Consider the following 19,818-nt stretch of genomic DNA (forward strand, 5'->3'; position numbering starts at 1 on the left):
AACTATGGAATCTCTATTCCTTGACTGGTGACCTCATACTCAGTAAACGAAACGCGTGCGTGCTGCGTGTCGTCGGGATGGTCTCTGGAATCCTCAGTACCCAACCAGATGTTGTAATCCCCTGATTCCGGCGTGTCGAACGTGATAAAAGACCCGGCAGTAACAGGATTGTCCTGGCACACCCATTCACCACCTGGGGTGTAGACAAGAAGCGTTGCATCAGAGATCTGAGACTGTGCAACAATGCTTAACGGAGAATCACCAGCCTCATATTCCAAATTAACATCCGGGGCGTCCATGCGGATGTATCCTTCGCAACCTTCGATAGGCACAGCGGTAGCGGATCCGCCGATTTCGATGTCAACAGTTTCCGGATCGGGCATAAAGCCATGCTCCAATGAGACCGTATCAAATGCAGGAGATGCTGTCCGGTTAGGTTCGCTGGTGTGCTCGGCTCCTCCCGATGTGTCCGTCTTGCCTTCAGTGTCCGCCTTATCTGAAGCATCGAACCCATCGCGTACCATTGAGCCGTCTCCTCTAAGGACATACCCGCCGTCAGTTGGGGGTTTTTCAGTGATGCTAAGCGTTGCTGGTGGATGGTTTTCCTCAACGGGCGTGCGTGTGCCGATCCAAATGTTATAGGTACCCGAATCAGGCTCCAGGTAGGTAATCCAAGAATTTCCTGTTCCTCCACTATCTGTTTCGCAGTTCCATTGCTGCTCGGGTGTGAAAATGAGAAGCGTCACATCGCTATCAGACTCTGCGGCAAAAGTCAGTGGATAGTCCCCCGCTTCATAGGTCAAGTTCACATCGGGAGCATCTTCCCAGACGTATCCTTCGCATAGTTTGGAGTACTCTAACGTTCCGCCCGCCTGGACCTCTACGGTGTAAGGGTCAGGAGTAAAGTTACTTTGCAGCTCTACGGTGCCTTCCAGTGGGTCAGCCTCCCAGTTTGGGTTGCCTGTTTGTGCTGTCGCGTCATCAGCGGTCCCTATTATAAATAAGGTGAATATAAATGCGACTGCTACGGGCATACACAGGCGGCATACGCGTGGTGGTAAATTTGTCATAAATGTACGGTGGGTATTAAAAAGGCAATACTTTAAGGTAAGCAAATAAACAATAGGAGTCAATAAATTGTGCACAATGATAAAACATAAGTCATTGAATATGAAGAACGCAGAAGAGGTGTTACTTCGTATAAATGCCTGGTTGGTCCGTGCCATGCCAAAGTCGGTTGCAGCCCTATATTCGGAAGGGCTTTTCTCGTTTACATCGGCCCGAAACACGAAGTACCTTCACACACAACACGTACCGATTCCGGCAGCGCATCCGTATGTTATCATGCTGTGCATGTTCGTTTCACTCGTACTTCCTGCCGTACCATGGCTGACGCCGACCGATCTGCTCTCATTACCGCCGACACGCACGGGTCTCGCACCCACACCTGCGGGGCTCTCCGCCCCAATCACGAAGGCCATACCGTGGTCTTGAAGGGATGGGTTGATACACGCCGCGACCTTGGTGGGCTTGTCTTTATCGATTTGCGTGACCGCTATGGTCTTACACAGATCGTCTTCAATCCGCAGACCAACGAAGCGGCCTACGAAGCCGCCCAGCAGTTGCGTAGCGAGGATGTCATTTCGGTGCGCGGCACAGTGCGGGTGCGTGACGATCAATCTGTGAACCCCAACATGCCTACCGGACAGATTGAGGTGCAAGGCGATGAACTGGCTGTGCTCAACGTGAGCGATACACCGCCCTTTGTCGTATCCACCCAGGACGAGACCCGCGTCGATGCCAACGAAGATTTGCGGCTGAAGTACCGCTATCTCGACCTGCGACGCCCCGCGCTGCAGCGCAACCTGGAGCTGCGCCATCGCTTCTACCAAACCACGCGCCGCTTCTTCGACCAGCACGACTTTCTGGAGGTCGAAACGCCGGTGCTCATGAAGTCCACCCCCGAGGGAGCGCGTGACTTTCTCGTCCCCAGCCGCCTACACCCCGGCCACTTCTACGCGCTCCCCCAGAGTCCGCAGACGTACAAGCAGATCCTGATGGTGTCGGGTCTCGACCGCTACGTGCAGATCGTGAAGTGCTTCCGCGATGAGGACTTGCGCGCCGACCGCCAGCCCGAGTTTACACAGGTGGATGTGGAGATGACCTTTGCCACCGAGGAGGAGGTGTACGACCTGATGGAGGGCCTCATGACCGACCTCTGGGCCGATCTAAAGGATACGGAACTGGATACGCCCTTCCCGCGCATGACCTACGACGAAGCCATGCGCACCTACGGCTCCGACAAGCCCGACGTACGCTTCGACCTGAAGCTGCAGGATGTGAGCGACTCGTTTGCAGGCTGCGGCTTCCGCGTCTTTGATTCGATTATTGACGATGGCGGACGCATCATGGCGCTTCCTGTGCCCGGCGAAGGCGACCGTGGACGCGGGGCGATGGACCGTCTCACGGACTATGTCACCGACACCATTGGCGCGGCAGGGCTCATCTACATCCAGCAGGGCGAAGATGAAGATGCGCCGTCGTGCAACGTGAGCACCAACGCCATCCCGCAAGAGAACGTGGAGAAAGCGTTTGCTGCTGCCGGGGCCTCGCAGGGTGATCTGGTGCTGCTCATGGCCGGACCGACGCCTACGGTGTACGAGCAGGCGGGCGACCTCCGCCTCTACATGGCCGATGATCTGGGACTGCGCCCTGCCCCCGGCGAAGGCCCGGATCGCTTTCTGTGGGTTACCGACTTCCCGCTGCTCGAATGGGATGACGAAGCGCAACGCTATGCTCCCATGCACCATCCGTTTACCGCCCCCAAAGACGAGCACCTCGATCGCCTCGACGACGACCCCGGCGCGGTGGAGGCGCGCGCCTACGACCTCGTGCTGAACGGTCATGAGATTGGCGGCGGCTCTATCCGTATCCACAACCGCGAGATGCAGGCCCGCATGTTCGACGTGCTTGGCATTGATGCGGAAGAAGCCGAGCAGCGGTTCGGATTCCTGCTAGACGCGTTCCGCTACGGCGCTCCGCCCCACGGCGGCATCGCGCTGGGGCTCGACCGTCTGATCATGCTCATTGCCGGCGCCTCGTCGCTGCGTGAGGTCATTGCCTTTCCGAAGACACAGAGCGCCAAAGAGCCGATGGTCCAATCGCCCGACACGGTTGACGACGACCAACTCGATGCGCTCCACATCGATACGGTGGTGCCCAACGAGGATCTGGCGTAGTGGTGTGGATGCGGGCAAGAACGAACACGATATGGATGAATCCAAGATCTCCCACCTTCATCCGTCAGACGTACGGGCGCTGATGCGACTGCTCAACGACGCGGTTGTGGGGGGAACGGATGTGACCGAGGCGGTGCATGCCGCGTTGGTGCAGGGTATGGGACTGCCTGCACGGGCGGAGGATCGGATGGGCGGCATCTCTGGATTCGTGTATCGCACCGTTCGTGGCATAACAAAGGGCGTATCACGCAGTGCCGACTGGGCGTTAGATCGCACCGAGCCGTTGTTGCGTGAGCGTCCAACATCGCGGCAGCGAGAGGCTGTGGTCGCCATCCTCAACGGCGTACTTGGCGACTATCTAACGGCGACCGGTAATCCGCTGGCAACACCCATGACCTTTCGGCGCCGGGGGAAATCCCTTGCGCTGCACAGCCATCGGTTGGCCGATGCCCTGCCCGATGCCACCTCGTACCCCATCATCTGGATCCACGGACTGTGCATGCACGATGGGCAGTGGACGCGCCACGGGCACAACCATCCCAGTGCTGCCGAGCGCGATCTGCCCGCCACCGCTCTTTTTGTCCGCTACAACACCGGATTGCACATTTCGACGAACGGGCAGACGCTGGCTACGTTGATGGAGCGGCTTCTTGAGGCGTGGCCCCGTCCCGTTGAGCGGCTTGCCATTGTAGGGCATAGTATGGGCGGGCTTGTGGCGCGCAGTGCAGCACACTATGCGATGAAGCAGGGCCTGCATTGGCCCGAGCAGCTTACCACGCTTGCGTGCCTTGGGTCGCCACATCATGGAGCTCCATTGGAGCGTGGGGGTGGGTGGATCGACTATCTGCTGGGCGCCTCCTCCGTATCGGCACCGCTGGCCCGGCTGGGACAGATTCGCAGCGACGGCATCACCGACCTGCGCTATGGCTACCTGCGTGATGCCGACTGGCAGCACCCAGATGCCGATCAACCGGGGGTGGATACACGGAATCCTGTGCCGTGGCCATCTGGCGTTAGCCCCTACCTGATGGCTGCAAGCACGGGGGCGCGTCGGGGGGATGTGAAAGATCGTCTCATCGGTGATGGTTTGGTGCCCCTCGACAGCGCACTCGGGCGACATCCCGACCCGGATCTGGCGCTTCACGTACCCCCATCCCAGCAGTGGGTTGGATACGAGATGAACCACTTCGACTTGCTTAGCGACTACACGGTGTACCGTGCTCTGCGTACGCACTTGGTGCAAACAACTCGAACGACCTGACAGGTCGTGGAAATCCTGCCAGGTCGTTTGCGGGCTCGTTACCCATGGAGCCGCTGCGCCACGTAGTGCCATACAAGTCCTGCAGCGATCAGCGCCAGGCCGCTTCCCCAGATGACAGGCTCGACCCAGAATGCCAGTCCCAGGCAGCCAAGCAGGCCGCCCCACGCCACCACAGGCGGATAGAGCCGGTCTGTCGCTGAGAGTTGCAGTGCGGAAAGGTTGGTCAGCGCGTAGTAGATAAGCACGGTGAACGCGCTGAACGTCCAGGTGGTGCGCACATCGCCAATCAGCGCCAGCCCGAAGATGAGGGCTCCGATAGCGAGTGTGGCTACGGTAGGCGTAGTGTGGGCTGCGTTGAGGCGGGTGGTGGCCGCGGGCATATCGCCGCGGCGGCCCATCGCCAGGAGCACGCGCGAAAGGCCCAGCAGCAGGTTCAGCAGCACGCCAAGCATGGCCGTGCACGCTCCAATCGTGATGATCGCGGTGCCGCCCGGCAGCGCCAGTGCCTGCACGGCTGCTTCGAGTGGAGATGCGGCATCGGTTGCAGCGCCGAGCCCATCAGCTCCAATCGCAGCCACGCCGGTAGCGGCCACGCCGATGTACAGCAGCGTGACCACCACCATCGTAATCACAATGGCACGGGGAATGGTACGGCGCGGATTCTGCACCTCTTCGCCCAGGGTGGCAATGCGCCCGTATCCCGTAAAGGCCACGAACATGAGGGCTGTTGCGTGGAACAGCGAAGAGAACATGCCTTCGTCTGCGGCTGGGTCGAAGAACGGATCGAAGAACTGCGCAGTACCCTCGGTAGAAACGGTTGTCGTGGCGCCCCCAATCACGAAATAGGCGAGCGTAGCCAGTGTGACCGACACGATTGCCATGTTCGTCCAGTTCGAGCGCCGAATGCCACTGAGCACCACGCCTGTAAGAACGACGATCGCCGCCAGGGCAACCGGCACCAGCCATGCAGTCGGTCCCCCCAGCGCGCCCAACAGGTATCCTGCAAACCCCAAGGCCGCGGTGGCTGCCGAGGCGCTCTTTGCCGCCAGGTACATCCAGCCCGCGGTAAATCCAAAGGGGGCAGAGAGATACTCATATCCGTACTCGTACGTGCCCCCACTCACCGGGTGGTTGGCCGCCAGCTGCGCGCTGCTAAACGCGTTGCAAGAAGCTACACACGCCGCCAGCGCAATGGCCAGCATCACTGCCGGTCCGGTGATCCCCGCGGCAATGCCGATGCTGACAAACACGCCGGTGCCGACCATAGAGCCCAGCCCAAGGAGCACGGCGCCGGGCACACCGATTGCACGAATCAGGCGAGGAGCATCATCGGAGGCGGGCATAGAAGTTGGTGGGTTCAGGCGAGGCGAAGCAAATGGACAGGTGAACGTATAGCCTATGTTGGTAGGGAGGTTCGCGCAGTACATGCTTGTCGCAGGCGCTTCTCTACAAAATAGCGTAACGTCATGTGTTAACCGCAGATTAGCGCTTCGTTATTGGTCTATTATCATTTTGGGGGGCGTCATTGAGGTAACAATACGCTAACAAAAAAGCCAGTTGTAATGGGTACGGTGATGCCGTCGTTTGCTTCATAATCAACCCCTCAAGATGCAATGCGGTCATCGTTACCACCCTCACGTTCATCGTTCTGCCTCCATCCGTTGTGGACTACTGTTTTTGCTGTGCTGTGTGCACTTCTATTGTCTCTTCCCTCTGAAGCACAGGCGCAGCGGGGCACGGTAATCGGTACCGTAGTCGAGGCCGAATCGGGCGACCCATTGCCCGGGGCTAGCGTACAGGTTGAAGGCACAAGCATCGGTGCCTCATCGGATGTCGAAGGGCGTTTTCGTTTGCGGCGTGTGCCCGCCGGTACCCAGACCATCGTCGTGTCTTACATCGGATACGAGCCTGCCGAGGCACGTATTGATGTGGAGGCCGACGCACGCAGCGAGTATGATTTCGAGTTGACATCCGCGTCGGTTCGTGCTGAAGGGGTTACCGTTGTGGCTCATGAGCGCGGGCAGAACGCTGCTTTTAACGAGATGCGCACCTCCGCATCCATCAAAAACATTGTCTCATCAGAGCAGATCAAGCAGTTTGCGGATCCGAACGTTGCTGACGCGCTCGCCCGGGTGCCTGGCGTTTCTAAGTTCGATTCCCGTGGAGAGGCATCCAACATTTTCTTGCGGGGCATGGCGCCGAACCTGAACGTGGTCACGCTCGACGGCGAGCGTCTTCCCACGACTGGACTTGACGACCGCGAGGTGTCGCTGCTCGGCGTGCCTTCGGGGGATGTCGGTTCCATTGAGGTCAATAAAGCGATTACGCCTGACATGGACGCCGACGCCGTGGGCGGTTCGATCAACCTGGTAGCGCACCGTCCGGTTGGCAATCAAGAGATTTTTGAGGTCGAGGCAGCCGGGGGTTACCACCGTTTTACCAACGACCCATCGTTTCGGGGAAGCGTGCGGTATGGACAGTCGAGTGGACCGCTCAGCTACACGGTGCGGGCCAGCGCCAGCCGGAATCCGCGGGTGATGGACGACATCCGTCACTTCTGGGGAGCCATTACCGACCCAAACGAGCTTGATGCACTTGGAATTGAAGGCACCTCGGGGGTTGACACGTTCGACCAGTTGCGAATGGGCGTGTACGAAATTACCCGCAGCCGCTACTCGCTAAGTGGGCGTCTGGACTATCGCCTTAACGACGACCATTCGCTTTTCGTGCGCGGCATGGGCAGCTTCTTCGATAACACCTCAGAGCGTCATCAGTGGCGTGTGCGTCCAAGCAACGGCGACCACGTTGCGCTCGAAACCGAATTGGATGCCAACGGCAACCACGTCCTTATGGGGGGAGAAGTTGAAAGCGGACGCATTGAACCTGTCGGACGGCAGTTGAAGCGTCAACAGGTGCTTTCCAGCCTGACGGTTGGCGGACTAAGCAACGTTGGTACTGTAAATCTCGACTATGCATTTACCTTCGCACACGGTCGCTTCAACCAGCCGTATCAGCAGTACCTGCGCTGGCGCAATAGCAATGCCGACATCCGCTATGATGTGCGCGATCGTGAGTTTGCAGAGTACGAGATTCTGAATGCTGACGAGGCGCTTGACCCGAGCAATCACTTCTTGCGACGCTGGGAAGACCGCATCGACGATGTGCGCGATACCGACCTAAACGCCCGGGTCCATGCCGACCTGGCCTACGGACTTGGAGCCGCCGAGGGGGAGTTTAAGTTTGGAGGGCGCTACTTCCGCAAGCTGAAGACGCGGGACCACCAGGTGCTCCGGTATCCAAACATCCCAGACTTTTTCATGACGGAGGTCGGGGCGCCATCGTACGACCGCAACATCGTGCTCGATCGGTATGGCATCCCGATGGTAAGCGATTGGGAAGAAGGGCGCCGCTTCCGCGATGCGAACCTCGATGTACTCACCAGTTCCGGAGCCCTGAGCGACTTTGACGTCAGTGAAATCTCGGACGGCGATGATTACCGTGCTACAGAACAGGTCAGCGCGGGGTTTGCAATGACTACGCTCGATATCGGCGACTGGATGCTTCTGGGAGGCGTACGTGCCGAGCATACGCGCAATACGTACGAAGGAGTACAGAGCCTGCTCGATGCGGATGACGAGATCGTCATTGGCACAGAAGAGCTTAGCACCTCAGGCCAGTACCTCAACCTCTTTCCCATGGCGCACCTGCGCTACCGCCTGTCGGACCAGACCAATGTGCGTGCGGCCTGGACCAACTCGCTGGCGCGCCCGAACTTTTCGGAGCTTGCCCCGCGTGTGCAGGTCGAGTTTGAGGAAGAGCGTAGCGTAGGCACGGTCGATCTGGGAAATACCGACCTGGAGCCGTCGCGCACAATGAGTTTAGACCTCATGGGCGAGCACTACTTCCGATCGGGTGGAATGGCTGCAATCGGCCTCTTCCACAAGCGCCTGAACGACTTCATCTTTGATGCAGAGGGCATTGTCGGGCAAGACGATATTGCTGACGACCGCATCGACGTGTCGGAGTTCGACAGGTTTTTCTTCTTCCAGCCGCGTAATGGATCGACCGCCACGCTCTGGGGCCTGGAGGCCACGCTTCAACGCGATCTCGACTTTTTGCCCGGCCCGCTCGACGGACTTGGAGTATACGGCAATTATACGTATTCCTACACCAGTGCCGATCTGGGCGATGTAGACCGTCCCACTGTGCTGCCTCGTGTGATACCACACGTGCTGAATCTGGGCCTGTCATACCGCAAAGGAGGGTTTCAGGCGATGCTCTCGGGGAATTACCAGAGCGATTACCTGTTCGTCGTCGCGACCAGCGAAACCTCTGACCACCGCAGTCACCTGTTCCCGGCTGAAGATCGTTTCATCGCGGCCCAGACGCAAATTGATATAGCCGTGCAGCAGCGTGTGGGAAGTGGCATCACCATATTTGGGGAGGTCAACAACCTCACGAACTCCGCCCAACTGCGCTACGACGGCACACGCGATTTCCACTATCGCTCGTCGTACAACTACCGCAATATGATGCTCGGGCTGCGCTACAAGCTATAAACCCGGTGCGATAGCCCTCCGGTGTGTGTCGAGATGGACACGATCCGTCTCGCATGCATCGGAGATCTGTGTCGCATTGCCGTTAAGGTGGTCTTGTTCAAAAGTCTGTATCCCTTTCTATGAATCGACGCGAACTTTTGAAAGCCGGGCTGGCTGCTGGACTTGGCAGCCTGTGGCCCTGGTCGTCTGCACGAACAGCGGCCTCTTCAGCTTGCCGCCGATGCGGCTCTGGATGTGGCCATGGCATACGTGGATGCGCATCCCGACACGTTGCTCATCATGGCCAGCGATCACGGAACCGGCGGCGGCACCGTGTATGGCGTTGGAGCGCGCTACCGCGAGGGCTCCACGACCCACGATCACATCACAAAGTGCACGGCCTCGTTTCCGTACATTGTCGACTGCATGCAAGAAGATCCAGTCCCTCCGCATGTAAAAGAGGTGGCCGAGCAATACACGGGTGTTCGGATGACCGGTGAGCAGGCCGGGCTGATGGTGCGCGCCCTGCACGACGACCTGGCCATGCCAAACCTACAGGCGTACGATCGCCAGCCCTACAATACGCTGACCCATTGCCTGCGCGGAGGCACGTATGACAACCCCGACCGGCTCAACATCAACTTTGCAACTGGGCAGCATACGGCTGGCCCGGTTCCTGTGGCGGCATACGGCGCCGGAGCGGACGCATTGCAGATTGGTCTTGTCGACAACACCGATCTTTATGAGTGGGTCACGACCGCGCTGGACATCAACTACCAGAACCCGTCCATGACACCCGAAGCTGCTCTGGAGGCGCTCTAGTGAATCAGGTGCGGAAGGGTGTAAGGGTGTAAGGATGGAAGGGTGTAAGGGTGGAAGGATGGGTGGGCAACATACACGTCCACACCTCCACACGTCCACGCGTCCACACGTCCAACCGTCCCCGTGATATTCTACTCGCTCCGTTGCAACTCCATGATCAGCGGGTAGTGATCCGAGATCGTGGTTGAGTCAACTTGAAGCGAGACGGGCTGCCAGTGCTTGCTTGTAATCACGTGATCGATGCGGGCCACAGGGAACTTGGTGTGCCATGTAAACGACCAGTTGCCGCCAAGTTGGGCGGCGGCATCGTTGCGCGCGCCAAGGATGTGGCGATATTCCCAATTAAACGGGGTGGCGTTCAGATCGCCAATGACCAAGAGCGGCTTCGTTTCGGCATCGAGCAGGCGTCGTAACTCGCGCGCTTCGCGGGCCCGGTGGAGTACGTCGCGCCGATAAATGCTGAGCAACTCAAGCAAGCCCGCTCCATACTCCTCGGCTCGTATCAGGTGGAGGGCATGACTGCGTTCAAATGAGCGCAAGTGCACGTTGTACACAACGATGGTATCGCCTCCCCATTCCAGTTCAGAGCGCATGATATGGCGATCGGTGCCTTCCTGCGCCTCTAGCACAATCGGCTCTTGGTGGGTTGCAGGCGCTGACTTGCGAAGTAGCGGAACGCGTGTGTCGAGATGGGGAGCAGTGTTCTGTTCGGGGGCGGCATAGTATCCTATGGTGGCTAGTGTATCGAGTTGGTCGACAAATCTCGTTTCGCCGCGTTGCTGAAATACCCGTATGCTCTGCATGGCAATCAGATTGGGCTCATATGTCGTGGCTAAATCCCCCAGGGTGTTGCGAAGTCGATCATTAACCTCCTGCCCTCGCTCAAAAGGAGTGTAGTTGTAGCTCATGACGGTAAGTATGGGCCGGTCTTCGTCAGTCGGAGGCGCGTCAAACGTTTCAAAAGGAAGCCCGCCGGCGCGCATAACGAACAGCCCGACGAGGACAATATGGAGGATGAAGGCGCCCCAGGTGCCTGTTGTAAAATGAATGAAGGCGACAATTAGCACGCCAGCAGCTAAAAAAGGCAGAAGAGACGCTGGTAATCCCGTCCACCAGAACCACTCAGGAGGCAAAAAGACACTTAGATAGCCAAGTCCAAAAAGCAGCAACAGTATAGCATTGGCAAAGCGCCCGAGCGCTCCAAGCAGCGTTCTGTCTGGCGAATTGTTGTGAGACATGGTGCAACTACAGCGTGAGCAAGGTCGGGGTTACGGTGTGTAGAAGGTAGGTGCTTCTGGGCCAACAGGCAGGCCGAGTCCGAAGACCCACAGGTAGAACAGAACAATCCAGCCGAGTAGGAACGCGATGCTATAGGGTAGCATGGCCGAAATTACGGTACCGATGCCAATGTTTTTCTCGTACCGCTCAGCAAACGCCAGGATAAGCCCAAAATAGCTCATCATGGGCGTGATGATATTTGTTACGGAGTCGCCGATGCGGTACGCTGCTTGAATGACCTCGGGGCTGTAGCCGGTGAGCATGAGCATGGGCACGAAGATGGGAGCGGTAACCGCCCACTGGGCAGAGGCCGAGCCGAGCATCAGGTTGACAAATCCAGAGACAAAGATGAACCCGATGAACACGAGCGGCCCGGTAAGCCCAATGTCTTCAAGAAACTGCGCACCGGTTACCGCCACAATTTGCCCGAGGTTAGTCCATCCAAAGAACGCGACAAACTGGGCAGCAAAGAACACGATCACGATGTAAAGCCCCAGCGTGCTCATGGCCTCTGCCATGCCGTCGACCACGTCGCGGTCGCTGGTCATGGAGCCGGTTACGTATCCGAAAACAAAACCGGGGATGATGAACCCAATGAATATGATGGATACAATGCCATTCAGGAAGGGCGAGTTGAGCACCTCGCCGGTGTCGGGATTACGCAGGATGCCCCACTCCGGCACGATCGTGAGTGCCAGGACAATGCTCATGCCCAGGGTAGCCAGCGCCGTCCATTTCAGTCCGTTCTTTTCGTTATCAGAGAGCGGATCTAGTTGGGCGTCATCGCTAAGATCTTCGGAGGCCATACTTGGGTCGTACTCGCCCAGATGGGGCTCCACCACGCTCAAGGTCACCCAGGTACCCAGCCCCGTGATCATAAACGTGCTAACGATCATGAAGTAGTAGTTTACGGCTGCGTGCACGGTGTACTCGGCATCGATGAGCTGGGCAGCCTCCTGCGTGAGGCCAGCCAGAAGCGGATCGATGGTGCCGAGCAGGAGGTTGGCGCTGTATCCGCCAGATACCCCTGCAAAGGCAGCGGCCAGTCCGGCAAGTGGGTGGCGCCCCATTGACAAGAACACGATAGCGCCTAAGGGCACGAGCACCACGTATCCGAGCTCTGAGGCCGTGTTGGAGATGACGCCGGTGAAGACCACGGCAACGGTAACAAGGCGGCGCGGCTCCAGCATAAACGAGATGAGGCCCGCTCCGCTCGGACGAACCGAGGCTGCGGTAAGCACAATGCCACGCACACACGCTTTAATGAGCCCAGAATGCTGCGCCACGCCAACGCCCAACAGCGCAACAAGCACCGTTCCCAGCGGAGCAAACGAGGTGAAGTTCTCGACCAGGTTTTCGATGATGCGGCGGAGGCCGTCGCCATTGAGCAGGCTAATGGCTTCGATGGTATCGTCTACATCCGGACGCGGATCTTCAACCGCTACGCCCATCCATTCAGCAATGCCACTGATGAACACAACGCCGAGGGCAAAGAGCGCAAATAGCGTGACGGGGTGCGGCAGAACGTTGCCCAGCCACTCGACTACATTCAAGAAGCGATTGATCCAACCGCCTTCTTCCTCAGGCGGTTCGTCGGAAGCAACTTGTTCAGGGGAGACGCCATCGGGAGAGGGTTCGTTGGGGGCGCCAGTAGGATCGCTGGATTCGGATGGGGGGTTCTCCATAACTAGAGGGTTACGAGATAAGACACACAGGCCACAGCAGGCGGCACACTTTCGTTACAACATTCCCATACACGCAGAAGTCGCGTGGATGATCGGAAGGTTCACGCCTCCTCCATAGCAAAAACAAGGCGCATCGGTTCCATCCTTACGTAGCTTTCGTTCTTAATGAGTTTCATCAAATCGATTATGCCTACTCCTCATACGCCGTTTACAGCGCTGGTGGCCAATCGTATTCGATGGGCACGTTGGGAAGCGCTCATCGAAACGCGCGGGCTTTATATTGATCGCCCGGCTTACACGGCCCATCCCGATTATCCTACGGTGGTTTACCCCGTTGATTACGGGTTTATCCCCGATACATGTGGCAGCGATGGGGAGCCAGTAGATTGCTTCAGCGGTACAGCGAACACCGGTCTAGTTGCATTGCTTTTAACAAGCGATCACCGGCAGGACGTACGGCAGGGAAAATGGTTGTATAATTGCACGCCCACCGAGATTTACACTGTACATGGGTTTATTAACTATGCGCCCCAATTGCTTACGGGTCGGTTGGTGATGCGCCAGCCCATGCATACGTTGTGGCAGGAGCATGCCGAATAAGCCGAGTACGGCGAGCCAGGAACTTTTTGAGCCGTTAATGGGATATACTCCACAGAGAGGTCACAAACGATTCAAGAAATCTCGTCGATTCGCGGGCACCAATGCTTGCGATGAACCATTGTACATGCTACGTTGTCTGATCCTGTGACGAGGCAGCCGCGCCCTCGTTGCCTTGCGCAGGCATACGTCGTAATGAATAAGCGACTTTCCTTCAAAGGAACGCGCTGCACGACCCCGTAGCTCAGTTGGTAGAGCAACGGACTTTTAATCCGTGGGTCGCAGGTTCGAGACCTGCCGGGGTCACTATCTTCTTGTTGACATTTGATCGACTGCCCTCGTTGCCCGAGTGGCGGAATTGGTAGACGCGCATGGTTGAGGGCCATGTGGCCGTTTTAGGCCGTGGAGGTTCGAGTCCTCTCTCGGGCACAACAATACACGAAACGCCCCTTAGACTGCAATGTGCAGCTTGAGGGGCGTTTTTTGTGGACCCCCCTTCTCTCTCTGTCGCCTTTGTGGAGTGATTAGACTCTGCCCCATGTCGGTTGCTAAGCATGTCGGCAAAAATACGTTTGCGCCTTGTCATCGCGCTAGTCTATGGACACAACCTGAGATGGTGATAATCGTTGATGATCGCTTGCCTGTCCTGAACTCGATTCAGGATCCATTCCCCCGACTATTCCCCCGAGAAGACGCCCAGATGGGTTCTTGTTGTAGGATCCAACATTCTCTCATTGAACAGACGGTGGAGGAGTCAAATTTCCCACGAACGAAATACCAGAGACAAAGTTATGTGCAAGGATTAGGTCATCGCGAGGAGGGAGCCTGCGATCGACATGGCGATCTCATGCCTTTCCATTGGGCAGTGCCGCCCCGTTTGAAGGCACAAGATTGCACCCTAAAGGCACTCCCTCGCTGGCGCTCCTCGCAATGACATCTTCAAAGATACTTTTGTGGGTCCACTTGCTTTCTGTCTCACAAATTGCCTCTCCCCACGTCAATTTGTATATTATACGAACAAAAGTAAAGCACCCATCGAGGGTGGCGTTACGGGGAGCGGTGGATGCGTTGTGGATGAAACAAGCCGTATATGCTTCAGGGAATCACATAGACGATGTAGGGGGCGAGTAGTCCAAAATAAGAACTCAAAACAGTTATCACTTACCTTTGAACCGCTACCCACATAGAAAACACAACAGGCGCTAAGCAACGCTGTTGTGCGCAAGCGTTGCGTTCACGGTCTTCGTCATTGCTTCCGGTTTTTCCATGCCCGATTCAAACACGCCAACGATTCACGTCGGAAATGATGAGGTGAAGATACTGAGCGCCATCCGGCGGTTCGCGCCCACGTTCAATGTATCTGATAAGCAAGCGGAGATTTACGGCGTGTGGACCATTTGCTACCACCGCTTCTGTCAAAAACAAGATATCCCGCTCTTATGGATGCAGAGTGTGTCTGACTTTATGGACTTTTTGGATGCCAACCAAGATCTTACGCCAGCGGAGCGTAATCAGGCGCTCGACGCCGTCATGTTTTACTTAAACGACGTGCGCCGCGCTTCCGACGAAGCTGAGCTCGATGACGTTGAATCTTTTGCCCGTCCGAGTACGCCACGCAGCTTGTTCGGGCACCTACTGCTGCGGTGTAATATCGAGGTTGACGACGCACTTACGTTGCGTGTAAGCGATGTAGACCTCGACAATGCTAACTTGCGTGTTACTACAGAAGACGCGACGCGTATCATTGATTTGCTTCCAAGCCTACGGGCGGGCATGCGTGCCCAAATCGAGCGCGCTAAGCATCGGGCTAAGGCAGAGGATCCGTTGCTCTTTGATGCCGACAGTTCATCGGATCCCGCAACGATTGACTTTGACCCTGATGAGGCGGTCCACCAGGCCACCCAGGCAGCCACCCGAGTGATGAAAACGTTCGATGATGCCCCCGATGATGACGAAAGCGAGGACAACAACGCTTAACACCGAGCGTCTACACGAGCCCCCGATGGTGAAACTAAGCGCTTTTTCACCCTCTTTCCGTCAAATCGTTTGTACCCTATAGGTACCGGAAGCGCTTCGTTCAGGCCGTGCGCTTACGCGCAGTCATATTGTGTTGTAAGACGCCACCTTGAGCGGAAGCGAGGCATTTACGCGTATGTCCAAGATTTCTTGGATGATACCCCCTCGTTTCATCGCCCGAATAGCGTGCCCCCGCGGCCGCAGTCCGGTGCACAAGGCGGGTCCGTTCGATATTGGTAGAATGAACCGGAGTATCTCCCATGGCCTCCAACGCACACATGCATCCTCAAGACGGCGCCGTTCATGCCGCCACCGAAGCGGTATCCACCCCGCAATACGACGCACCTTTCGATATCCCTGAGCGTTCGCCTCACGACTTTGATGCCGACACGCTCCGTCAGGCGCTTCGCACTATGATGTTGTCGCGGCGCCTCGACGAAAAGATGATGACGCTGTTGAAGCAAGGCAAAGGCCACTTCCATATTGGCGCCTCTGGGCACGAAGCTGCTCAAGCCGCCGTTGGGCTTCAGGCGCGTCCGGGGCACGACTGGTTCGCCATGTACTACCGCGACTTGTGTATCACGCTTTCGTTGGGGATGCGCCCTGAAGACGCATTCTTGGCGCACCTGGCCAAAGCCAATGACCCCCACTCCGGCGGACGCCAAATGCCAGAACACTTCGGCCTGCGTGATCTCAATGTAATGACCACGTCCTCCTCGGTTGGTGCGCAGTTTATGCCAGCGGTCGGGTTTGGGCTCTCCATCCAGCAGCGCGGTGAAGATGCGTTCGTTTACGCGTCGTGCGGCGACGGAGCCACATCGCAAGGGGATTTCCACGAGGCGCTCAATTGGGCCACCCGCGCACAGGCGCCTGTGCTCTTTATGGTGCAAGACAACAAATACGCCATCTCCGTCCCCGTTGAAGAGCAAACCGCCGGCGGCACCGCCTACAAGTTGGCGGCCGGATACGAAGGCCTCAGCCGCATTCGCGTGGACGGCACCGACTTCTTCGAAACGGCTGCTGCTGCCGAGGCTGCCATCACACACATGCGCAATGGCGGCGGCCCGGTGTGCCTTGTCGCCGATGTGGTGCGCCTGCTACCGCACTCCTCCTCCGACGACCACACCAAGTACCGCGCCGACGAGGAACTCGAATCCGATCGTGCCATCGACCCCATCAAGCGGATGCGCAATGCACTCGTTGAGGCCGACATGTTTGCCGAGGATGAGATCGACGCGCTGCAGCAAGACGTACACGAACAGGTCGAGGAGGCCTCGAAATGGGCGCAAGAGCAGCCCGACCCCGATCCGGCAACGGCCACCGACCATGTATTCTTTGAGGGCGACTTAGGGCTCGAATACAGCGACGAATCCGACATTGACCCCGATGAGGAGCCGATGGTGATGGTTGATGCCATCAACCGGGCCCTCAAGGAAGAAATGGCACGCAATGAAAACATCATCGTGTACGGCGAAGACGTAGCCGGTGAAAAAGGCGGCGTCTTTACTGCGACCAAAGACCTGACGCGTCTGTATGGCGAAGATCGTTGCTTCAACGCACCACTTGCCGAGGCGTCCATCATTGGAAGTGCAGTAGGTTGGGCCGCCAGCGGATATCGTCCGGTAATCGAAATTCAGTTTGCCGATTACATCTGGCCCGGTATGCAGCACCTGCGCAATCAGGTGGCCCCGTTCCGGTATCGCTCCAACAACGCATGGAGTTGCCCCATGGTGATTCGGGTGCCCTGCGGAGGATACATTCACGGCGGGCTGTGCCACTCACAAAACATTGAGTCTATTTTTGGGCATACGCCCGGCATCAAAATCGCCATGCCATCTACCGCTGCCGATGCCAAGGGGTTGCTCACCACAGCCATGCGCATGGAGGACCCCGTGATGTTTCTCGAACACAAGGCGCTTTACCGTGCTGCCGCTGCACGCACGCCCACACCGCCCGAAGACTACCTGCTTCCGTTCGGAGAAGCCCGCGTCGCGCGTGAAGGCACCGATCTTAGCATCATCACGTACGGAATGATGGTGCATAAAGCCAACAATGCGGCCAAAGAACTGGCGAAAGAAGGCATTGACGTAGAGATCATCGACCTGCGCACCATGGTCCCCCTCGATACCGATACCATTCTGGAGTCGGTGTCTAAGACCAACCGGGCGCTTGTGCTCTACGAAGACCATGAGTTCATCGGGTACGGCGCCGAGGTGAGCGCGCAAATTGCCGACCTCGCCTTTAAGCAGTTGGATGCGCCGGTACGCCGCGTGGCTGGCGCCTTTTCTCATATTCCATTTGCGCACAGCCTGGAACGCGAGGTACTGCCCAGCGATGATGATGTGCTGGAGGCCGCCCGCGAACTAGCTGCCTTTTAGCGCACAAAAAGTAAGAGATGGAGGGCGCGCCCCGGTACTTCTTCCGGAAGACATCCTTTGCAACACTGGGACCGCCCCTACGCACAGCCGCCCCGAAACCATTTGTGTGCGGGCACCGTGTAGTGGTGCGGGCAGGCGTAACAGCGCCCATGAAAGCCGCTGAACCTGCCTTTTCCACGCCATGCGTGCCGCTCTGTAGCGGTCGCGCGTAGCGCCTTCCTCCGTCGAGGACCCTATTTCGCACTGATTTAACGCACACCCAACCCAACCCTTATGGCTACTGACATCGAATCAACCGTAAAATCCATTATCGTCGAAAAGCTGGGCGTTGACGAGTCCGACGTCTCCACCGATGCGTCGTTTACTAACGATCTGGGCGCCGACTCGCTCGATACGGTGGAGCTGATCATGGAGTTCGAGAAAGAGTTCGACCTGACGATTCCGGACGAGGAAGCGGAAAAAATCGCGACGGTGGGCGACGCTATCGATTACCTTTCGGAAAAAGCCTAACACCGTCTTGGTGTTGCCAGCAGCCCTCCCGGCGACCCCTCGCTCTGTGGCGAGTTGGCTCGCCGGGTTTGCTGTTTGTGGCGTGATGCTGCTCGGCATCATGTTGTCAGGGAGCCCACTGCGGAGTCCACCGTACAGGTACCCTGTGTGTTTGCATCGTTTTTCTGACTAGCTTTGCCTCCATCATGTCTGCTCATCGCGTTGTTGTTACCGGCATGGGTGCGCTTACACCCCTGGGCTTAACCGTTGATACGTTTTGGGAGGGCCTGCTCAATGGCACCAGCGGAGCGGCTACCATTTCCTCATTCGACCCCGAGGGACTACGCTCTACGTTTGCCTGCGAACTCCCCGATTTCGAGGCCTCCGACTATCTAAACGCCAAAGATGCACGGCGCATGGATCCCTTTTGCCAGTATGCGCTGGTCGCCGCCGATCAGGCCGTGGCCCATGCGGGTCTTGAGGACGACCTGCCACAAGAAAAAAAGGACCGCATCGGCGTGATCTACGGCAGCGGCATTGGCGGGATGCAGACGTTCCGAGAGCAGACCGAGTACTTCCTCGATAGTGGAGAAACGCGCGTATCGCCGTTCTTCATCCCTATGCTCATTCCCGACATTGCAAGCGGGCAAATTGCTATGCAACACGGGTTTCGCGGCCCCAACCACGCTATCGTGTCGGCCTGCGCAACGGCCAACCATAACATTGCCGACGCCTTTCGCCTGATTCGCAGCGGCGATATTGATGGAGCTGTGTGCGGGGGCACCGATGCGTGTGTGACAAAGCTTGGTATTGCTGGATTCGCCTCAATGCGCGCTCTCTCCACACGTAATGACGATCCCGCCCATGCAAGTCGGCCGTTCGACAAACACCGTGATGGGTTTGTCATGGGGGAAGGCGCAGGAGCGCTGTTCTTAGAGAGCCTGGAAAGTGCAAAAGCGCGCGGAGCGACCATTCATGCTGAAGTGCTCGGCGCTGGCATGTCGGCAGATGCGCATCACCTCACGGCGCCTGATCCAGACGGGGGCGGCGTACGCCTGGCGCTCAATCGTGCCCTTGAAAGTGCTGAGTGCGAACCTGAGGATGTCGATTATATCAATGCCCATGGCACCTCCACCCCGCTTGGCGATGAGGCAGAAACGGGCGCCATCAAAAAAGTGTTTGGCGACCACGCATACGATTTGAACGTGTCGTCTACGAAAAGCATGACGGGACACTTGCTTGGAGCCGCCGGGGCAGTCGAAGCTATCGCTTCTATCCAAGCACTGAAGCATAACGTGGTGCCGCCTACAATCAATTTCGAGGAGGCTGACCCTGCATGCGATCTCAACTACACGTTCAATGAGCCGCAAGAACGCACGCTTAATATTGCACTTAGTAATGCCTTTGGGTTTGGCGGACACAACACCTCGCTCGTGCTTTCGGCATTTGACGAGTAGCGCACGCCATGTGGCAAGCGGTGCGCTTCCACGCTACGTAGGTCCAGAAAACGATCGT

At 57.5% G+C, this 19,818-nt stretch carries 13 protein-coding genes and 2 tRNA genes; 11 read left to right on the forward strand and 4 right to left on the reverse strand.

Going from position 1 to position 19,818, the window contains the following annotated elements:
- Positions 1 to 2 precede the first annotated feature (2 nt).
- Positions 3 to 1,226 (reverse strand): hypothetical protein, encoded by a 1,224-nt coding sequence (locus tag ACZ5AL_RS01635; protein ID WP_464511738.1) that lies wholly within the window; start codon positions 1,224 to 1,226, stop codon positions 3 to 5.
- 159 nt (positions 1,227 to 1,385) lie between these two features.
- Here ACZ5AL_RS01635 and aspS point away from each other — a divergent pair, with 159 nt between their 5' ends.
- Both aspS and ACZ5AL_RS01645 read left to right on the forward strand, forming a co-directional pair.
- Positions 1,386 to 3,239, forward strand: coding sequence for an aspartate--tRNA ligase (gene aspS / locus ACZ5AL_RS01640; protein WP_464511739.1), 1,854 nt, complete (start codon positions 1,386 to 1,388; stop codon positions 3,237 to 3,239).
- Between the two features lie 31 nt (positions 3,240 to 3,270).
- Entirely contained in the window at positions 3,271 to 4,500 is a 1,230-nt protein-coding gene (locus ACZ5AL_RS01645) for an esterase/lipase family protein (protein ID WP_464511740.1), read from the forward strand.
- 38 nt (positions 4,501 to 4,538) lie between these two features.
- Here the strand turns inward: ACZ5AL_RS01645 and ACZ5AL_RS01650 are convergent, their stop codons facing one another.
- Positions 4,539 to 5,843 (reverse strand): APC family permease, encoded by a 1,305-nt coding sequence (locus ACZ5AL_RS01650; protein ID WP_464511741.1) that lies wholly within the window; start codon positions 5,841 to 5,843, stop codon positions 4,539 to 4,541.
- A 357-nt stretch (positions 5,844 to 6,200) separates the two neighbouring features.
- On the opposite strand from ACZ5AL_RS01650, the gene ACZ5AL_RS01655 reads away from it, so the two are divergent.
- Positions 6,201 to 9,059, forward strand: coding sequence for a TonB-dependent receptor (locus ACZ5AL_RS01655; protein WP_464511743.1), 2,859 nt, complete (start codon positions 6,201 to 6,203; stop codon positions 9,057 to 9,059).
- Between the two features lie 162 nt (positions 9,060 to 9,221).
- On the forward strand, positions 9,222 to 9,860 hold the full coding sequence (locus ACZ5AL_RS01660) for a hypothetical protein (protein WP_464511744.1): 639 nt from the start codon (positions 9,222 to 9,224) through the stop codon (positions 9,858 to 9,860).
- Between the two features lie 131 nt (positions 9,861 to 9,991).
- Here the strand turns inward: ACZ5AL_RS01660 and ACZ5AL_RS01665 are convergent, their stop codons facing one another.
- Together ACZ5AL_RS01665 and ACZ5AL_RS01670 are read right to left on the reverse strand one after the other, a co-directional pair.
- On the reverse strand, positions 9,992 to 11,098 hold the full coding sequence (locus tag ACZ5AL_RS01665) for an endonuclease/exonuclease/phosphatase family protein (RefSeq protein ID WP_464511745.1): 1,107 nt from the start codon (positions 11,096 to 11,098) through the stop codon (positions 9,992 to 9,994).
- A 30-nt stretch (positions 11,099 to 11,128) separates the two neighbouring features.
- Positions 11,129 to 12,823, reverse strand: a complete 1,695-nt coding sequence (locus ACZ5AL_RS01670) for an AbgT family transporter (protein ID WP_464511746.1) — start codon at positions 12,821 to 12,823, stop codon at positions 11,129 to 11,131.
- Between the two features lie 186 nt (positions 12,824 to 13,009).
- Here ACZ5AL_RS01670 and ACZ5AL_RS01675 point away from each other — a divergent pair, with 186 nt between their 5' ends.
- The 7 genes from ACZ5AL_RS01675 (at position 13,010) to fabF (ending at position 19,760) form a co-directional block, all read left to right on the forward strand.
- Positions 13,010 to 13,423 (forward strand): inorganic diphosphatase, encoded by a 414-nt coding sequence (locus ACZ5AL_RS01675; protein WP_464511747.1) that lies wholly within the window; start codon positions 13,010 to 13,012, stop codon positions 13,421 to 13,423.
- A 230-nt stretch (positions 13,424 to 13,653) separates the two neighbouring features.
- Positions 13,654 to 13,726, forward strand: a tRNA-Lys gene (locus tag ACZ5AL_RS01680).
- Positions 13,727 to 13,763: 37 nt separating this feature from the next.
- Positions 13,764 to 13,849, forward strand: a tRNA-Leu gene (locus ACZ5AL_RS01685).
- Positions 13,850 to 14,686: 837 nt separating this feature from the next.
- Positions 14,687 to 15,397, forward strand: coding sequence for a site-specific integrase (locus tag ACZ5AL_RS01690; protein ID WP_464511749.1), 711 nt, complete (start codon positions 14,687 to 14,689; stop codon positions 15,395 to 15,397).
- A gap of 299 nt (positions 15,398 to 15,696) precedes the next feature.
- The gene (locus ACZ5AL_RS01695) at positions 15,697 to 17,814 is read left to right on the forward strand and encodes an alpha-ketoacid dehydrogenase subunit alpha/beta (protein WP_464511750.1); all 2,118 of its coding nucleotides are present in this window, start codon (positions 15,697 to 15,699) and stop codon (positions 17,812 to 17,814) included.
- Between the two features lie 273 nt (positions 17,815 to 18,087).
- Positions 18,088 to 18,324 (forward strand): acyl carrier protein, encoded by a 237-nt coding sequence (locus tag ACZ5AL_RS01700; RefSeq protein WP_464511751.1) that lies wholly within the window; start codon positions 18,088 to 18,090, stop codon positions 18,322 to 18,324.
- A 185-nt stretch (positions 18,325 to 18,509) separates the two neighbouring features.
- Entirely contained in the window at positions 18,510 to 19,760 is a 1,251-nt protein-coding gene (gene fabF, locus ACZ5AL_RS01705) for a beta-ketoacyl-ACP synthase II (protein ID WP_464511753.1), read from the forward strand.
- The last annotated feature ends 58 nt before the right edge of the window (positions 19,761 to 19,818 follow it).

The sequence above is a fragment of the Natronotalea proteinilytica genome (genome assembly GCF_055379935.1).

What these genes read in the sequence shown, in the direction of transcription:
- ACZ5AL_RS01635 (WP_464511738.1), bottom strand. Translation starts at nt 1,226, where the DNA reads ATGGCACGGACCAACCAGGCATTTATACGAAGTAACACCTCTTCTGCG.
- ACZ5AL_RS01670 (WP_464511746.1), bottom strand. Translation starts at nt 12,823, where the DNA reads ATGGAGAACCCCCCATCCGAATCCAGCGATCCTACTGGCGCCCCCAAC.
- fabF (WP_464511753.1), top strand. Translation starts at nt 18,510, where the DNA reads ATGTCTGCTCATCGCGTTGTTGTTACCGGCATGGGTGCGCTTACACCC.
- aspS (WP_464511739.1), top strand. Translation starts at nt 1,386, where the DNA reads ATGGCTGACGCCGACCGATCTGCTCTCATTACCGCCGACACGCACGGG.
- ACZ5AL_RS01695 (WP_464511750.1), top strand. Translation starts at nt 15,697, where the DNA reads ATGGCCTCCAACGCACACATGCATCCTCAAGACGGCGCCGTTCATGCC.
- ACZ5AL_RS01645 (WP_464511740.1), top strand. Translation starts at nt 3,271, where the DNA reads ATGGATGAATCCAAGATCTCCCACCTTCATCCGTCAGACGTACGGGCG.
- ACZ5AL_RS01700 (WP_464511751.1), top strand. Translation starts at nt 18,088, where the DNA reads ATGGCTACTGACATCGAATCAACCGTAAAATCCATTATCGTCGAAAAG.
- ACZ5AL_RS01690 (WP_464511749.1), top strand. Translation starts at nt 14,687, where the DNA reads ATGCCCGATTCAAACACGCCAACGATTCACGTCGGAAATGATGAGGTG.
- ACZ5AL_RS01675 (WP_464511747.1), top strand. Translation starts at nt 13,010, where the DNA reads ATGCCTACTCCTCATACGCCGTTTACAGCGCTGGTGGCCAATCGTATT.
- ACZ5AL_RS01665 (WP_464511745.1), bottom strand. Translation starts at nt 11,098, where the DNA reads ATGTCTCACAACAATTCGCCAGACAGAACGCTGCTTGGAGCGCTCGGG.
- ACZ5AL_RS01650 (WP_464511741.1), bottom strand. Translation starts at nt 5,843, where the DNA reads ATGCCCGCCTCCGATGATGCTCCTCGCCTGATTCGTGCAATCGGTGTG.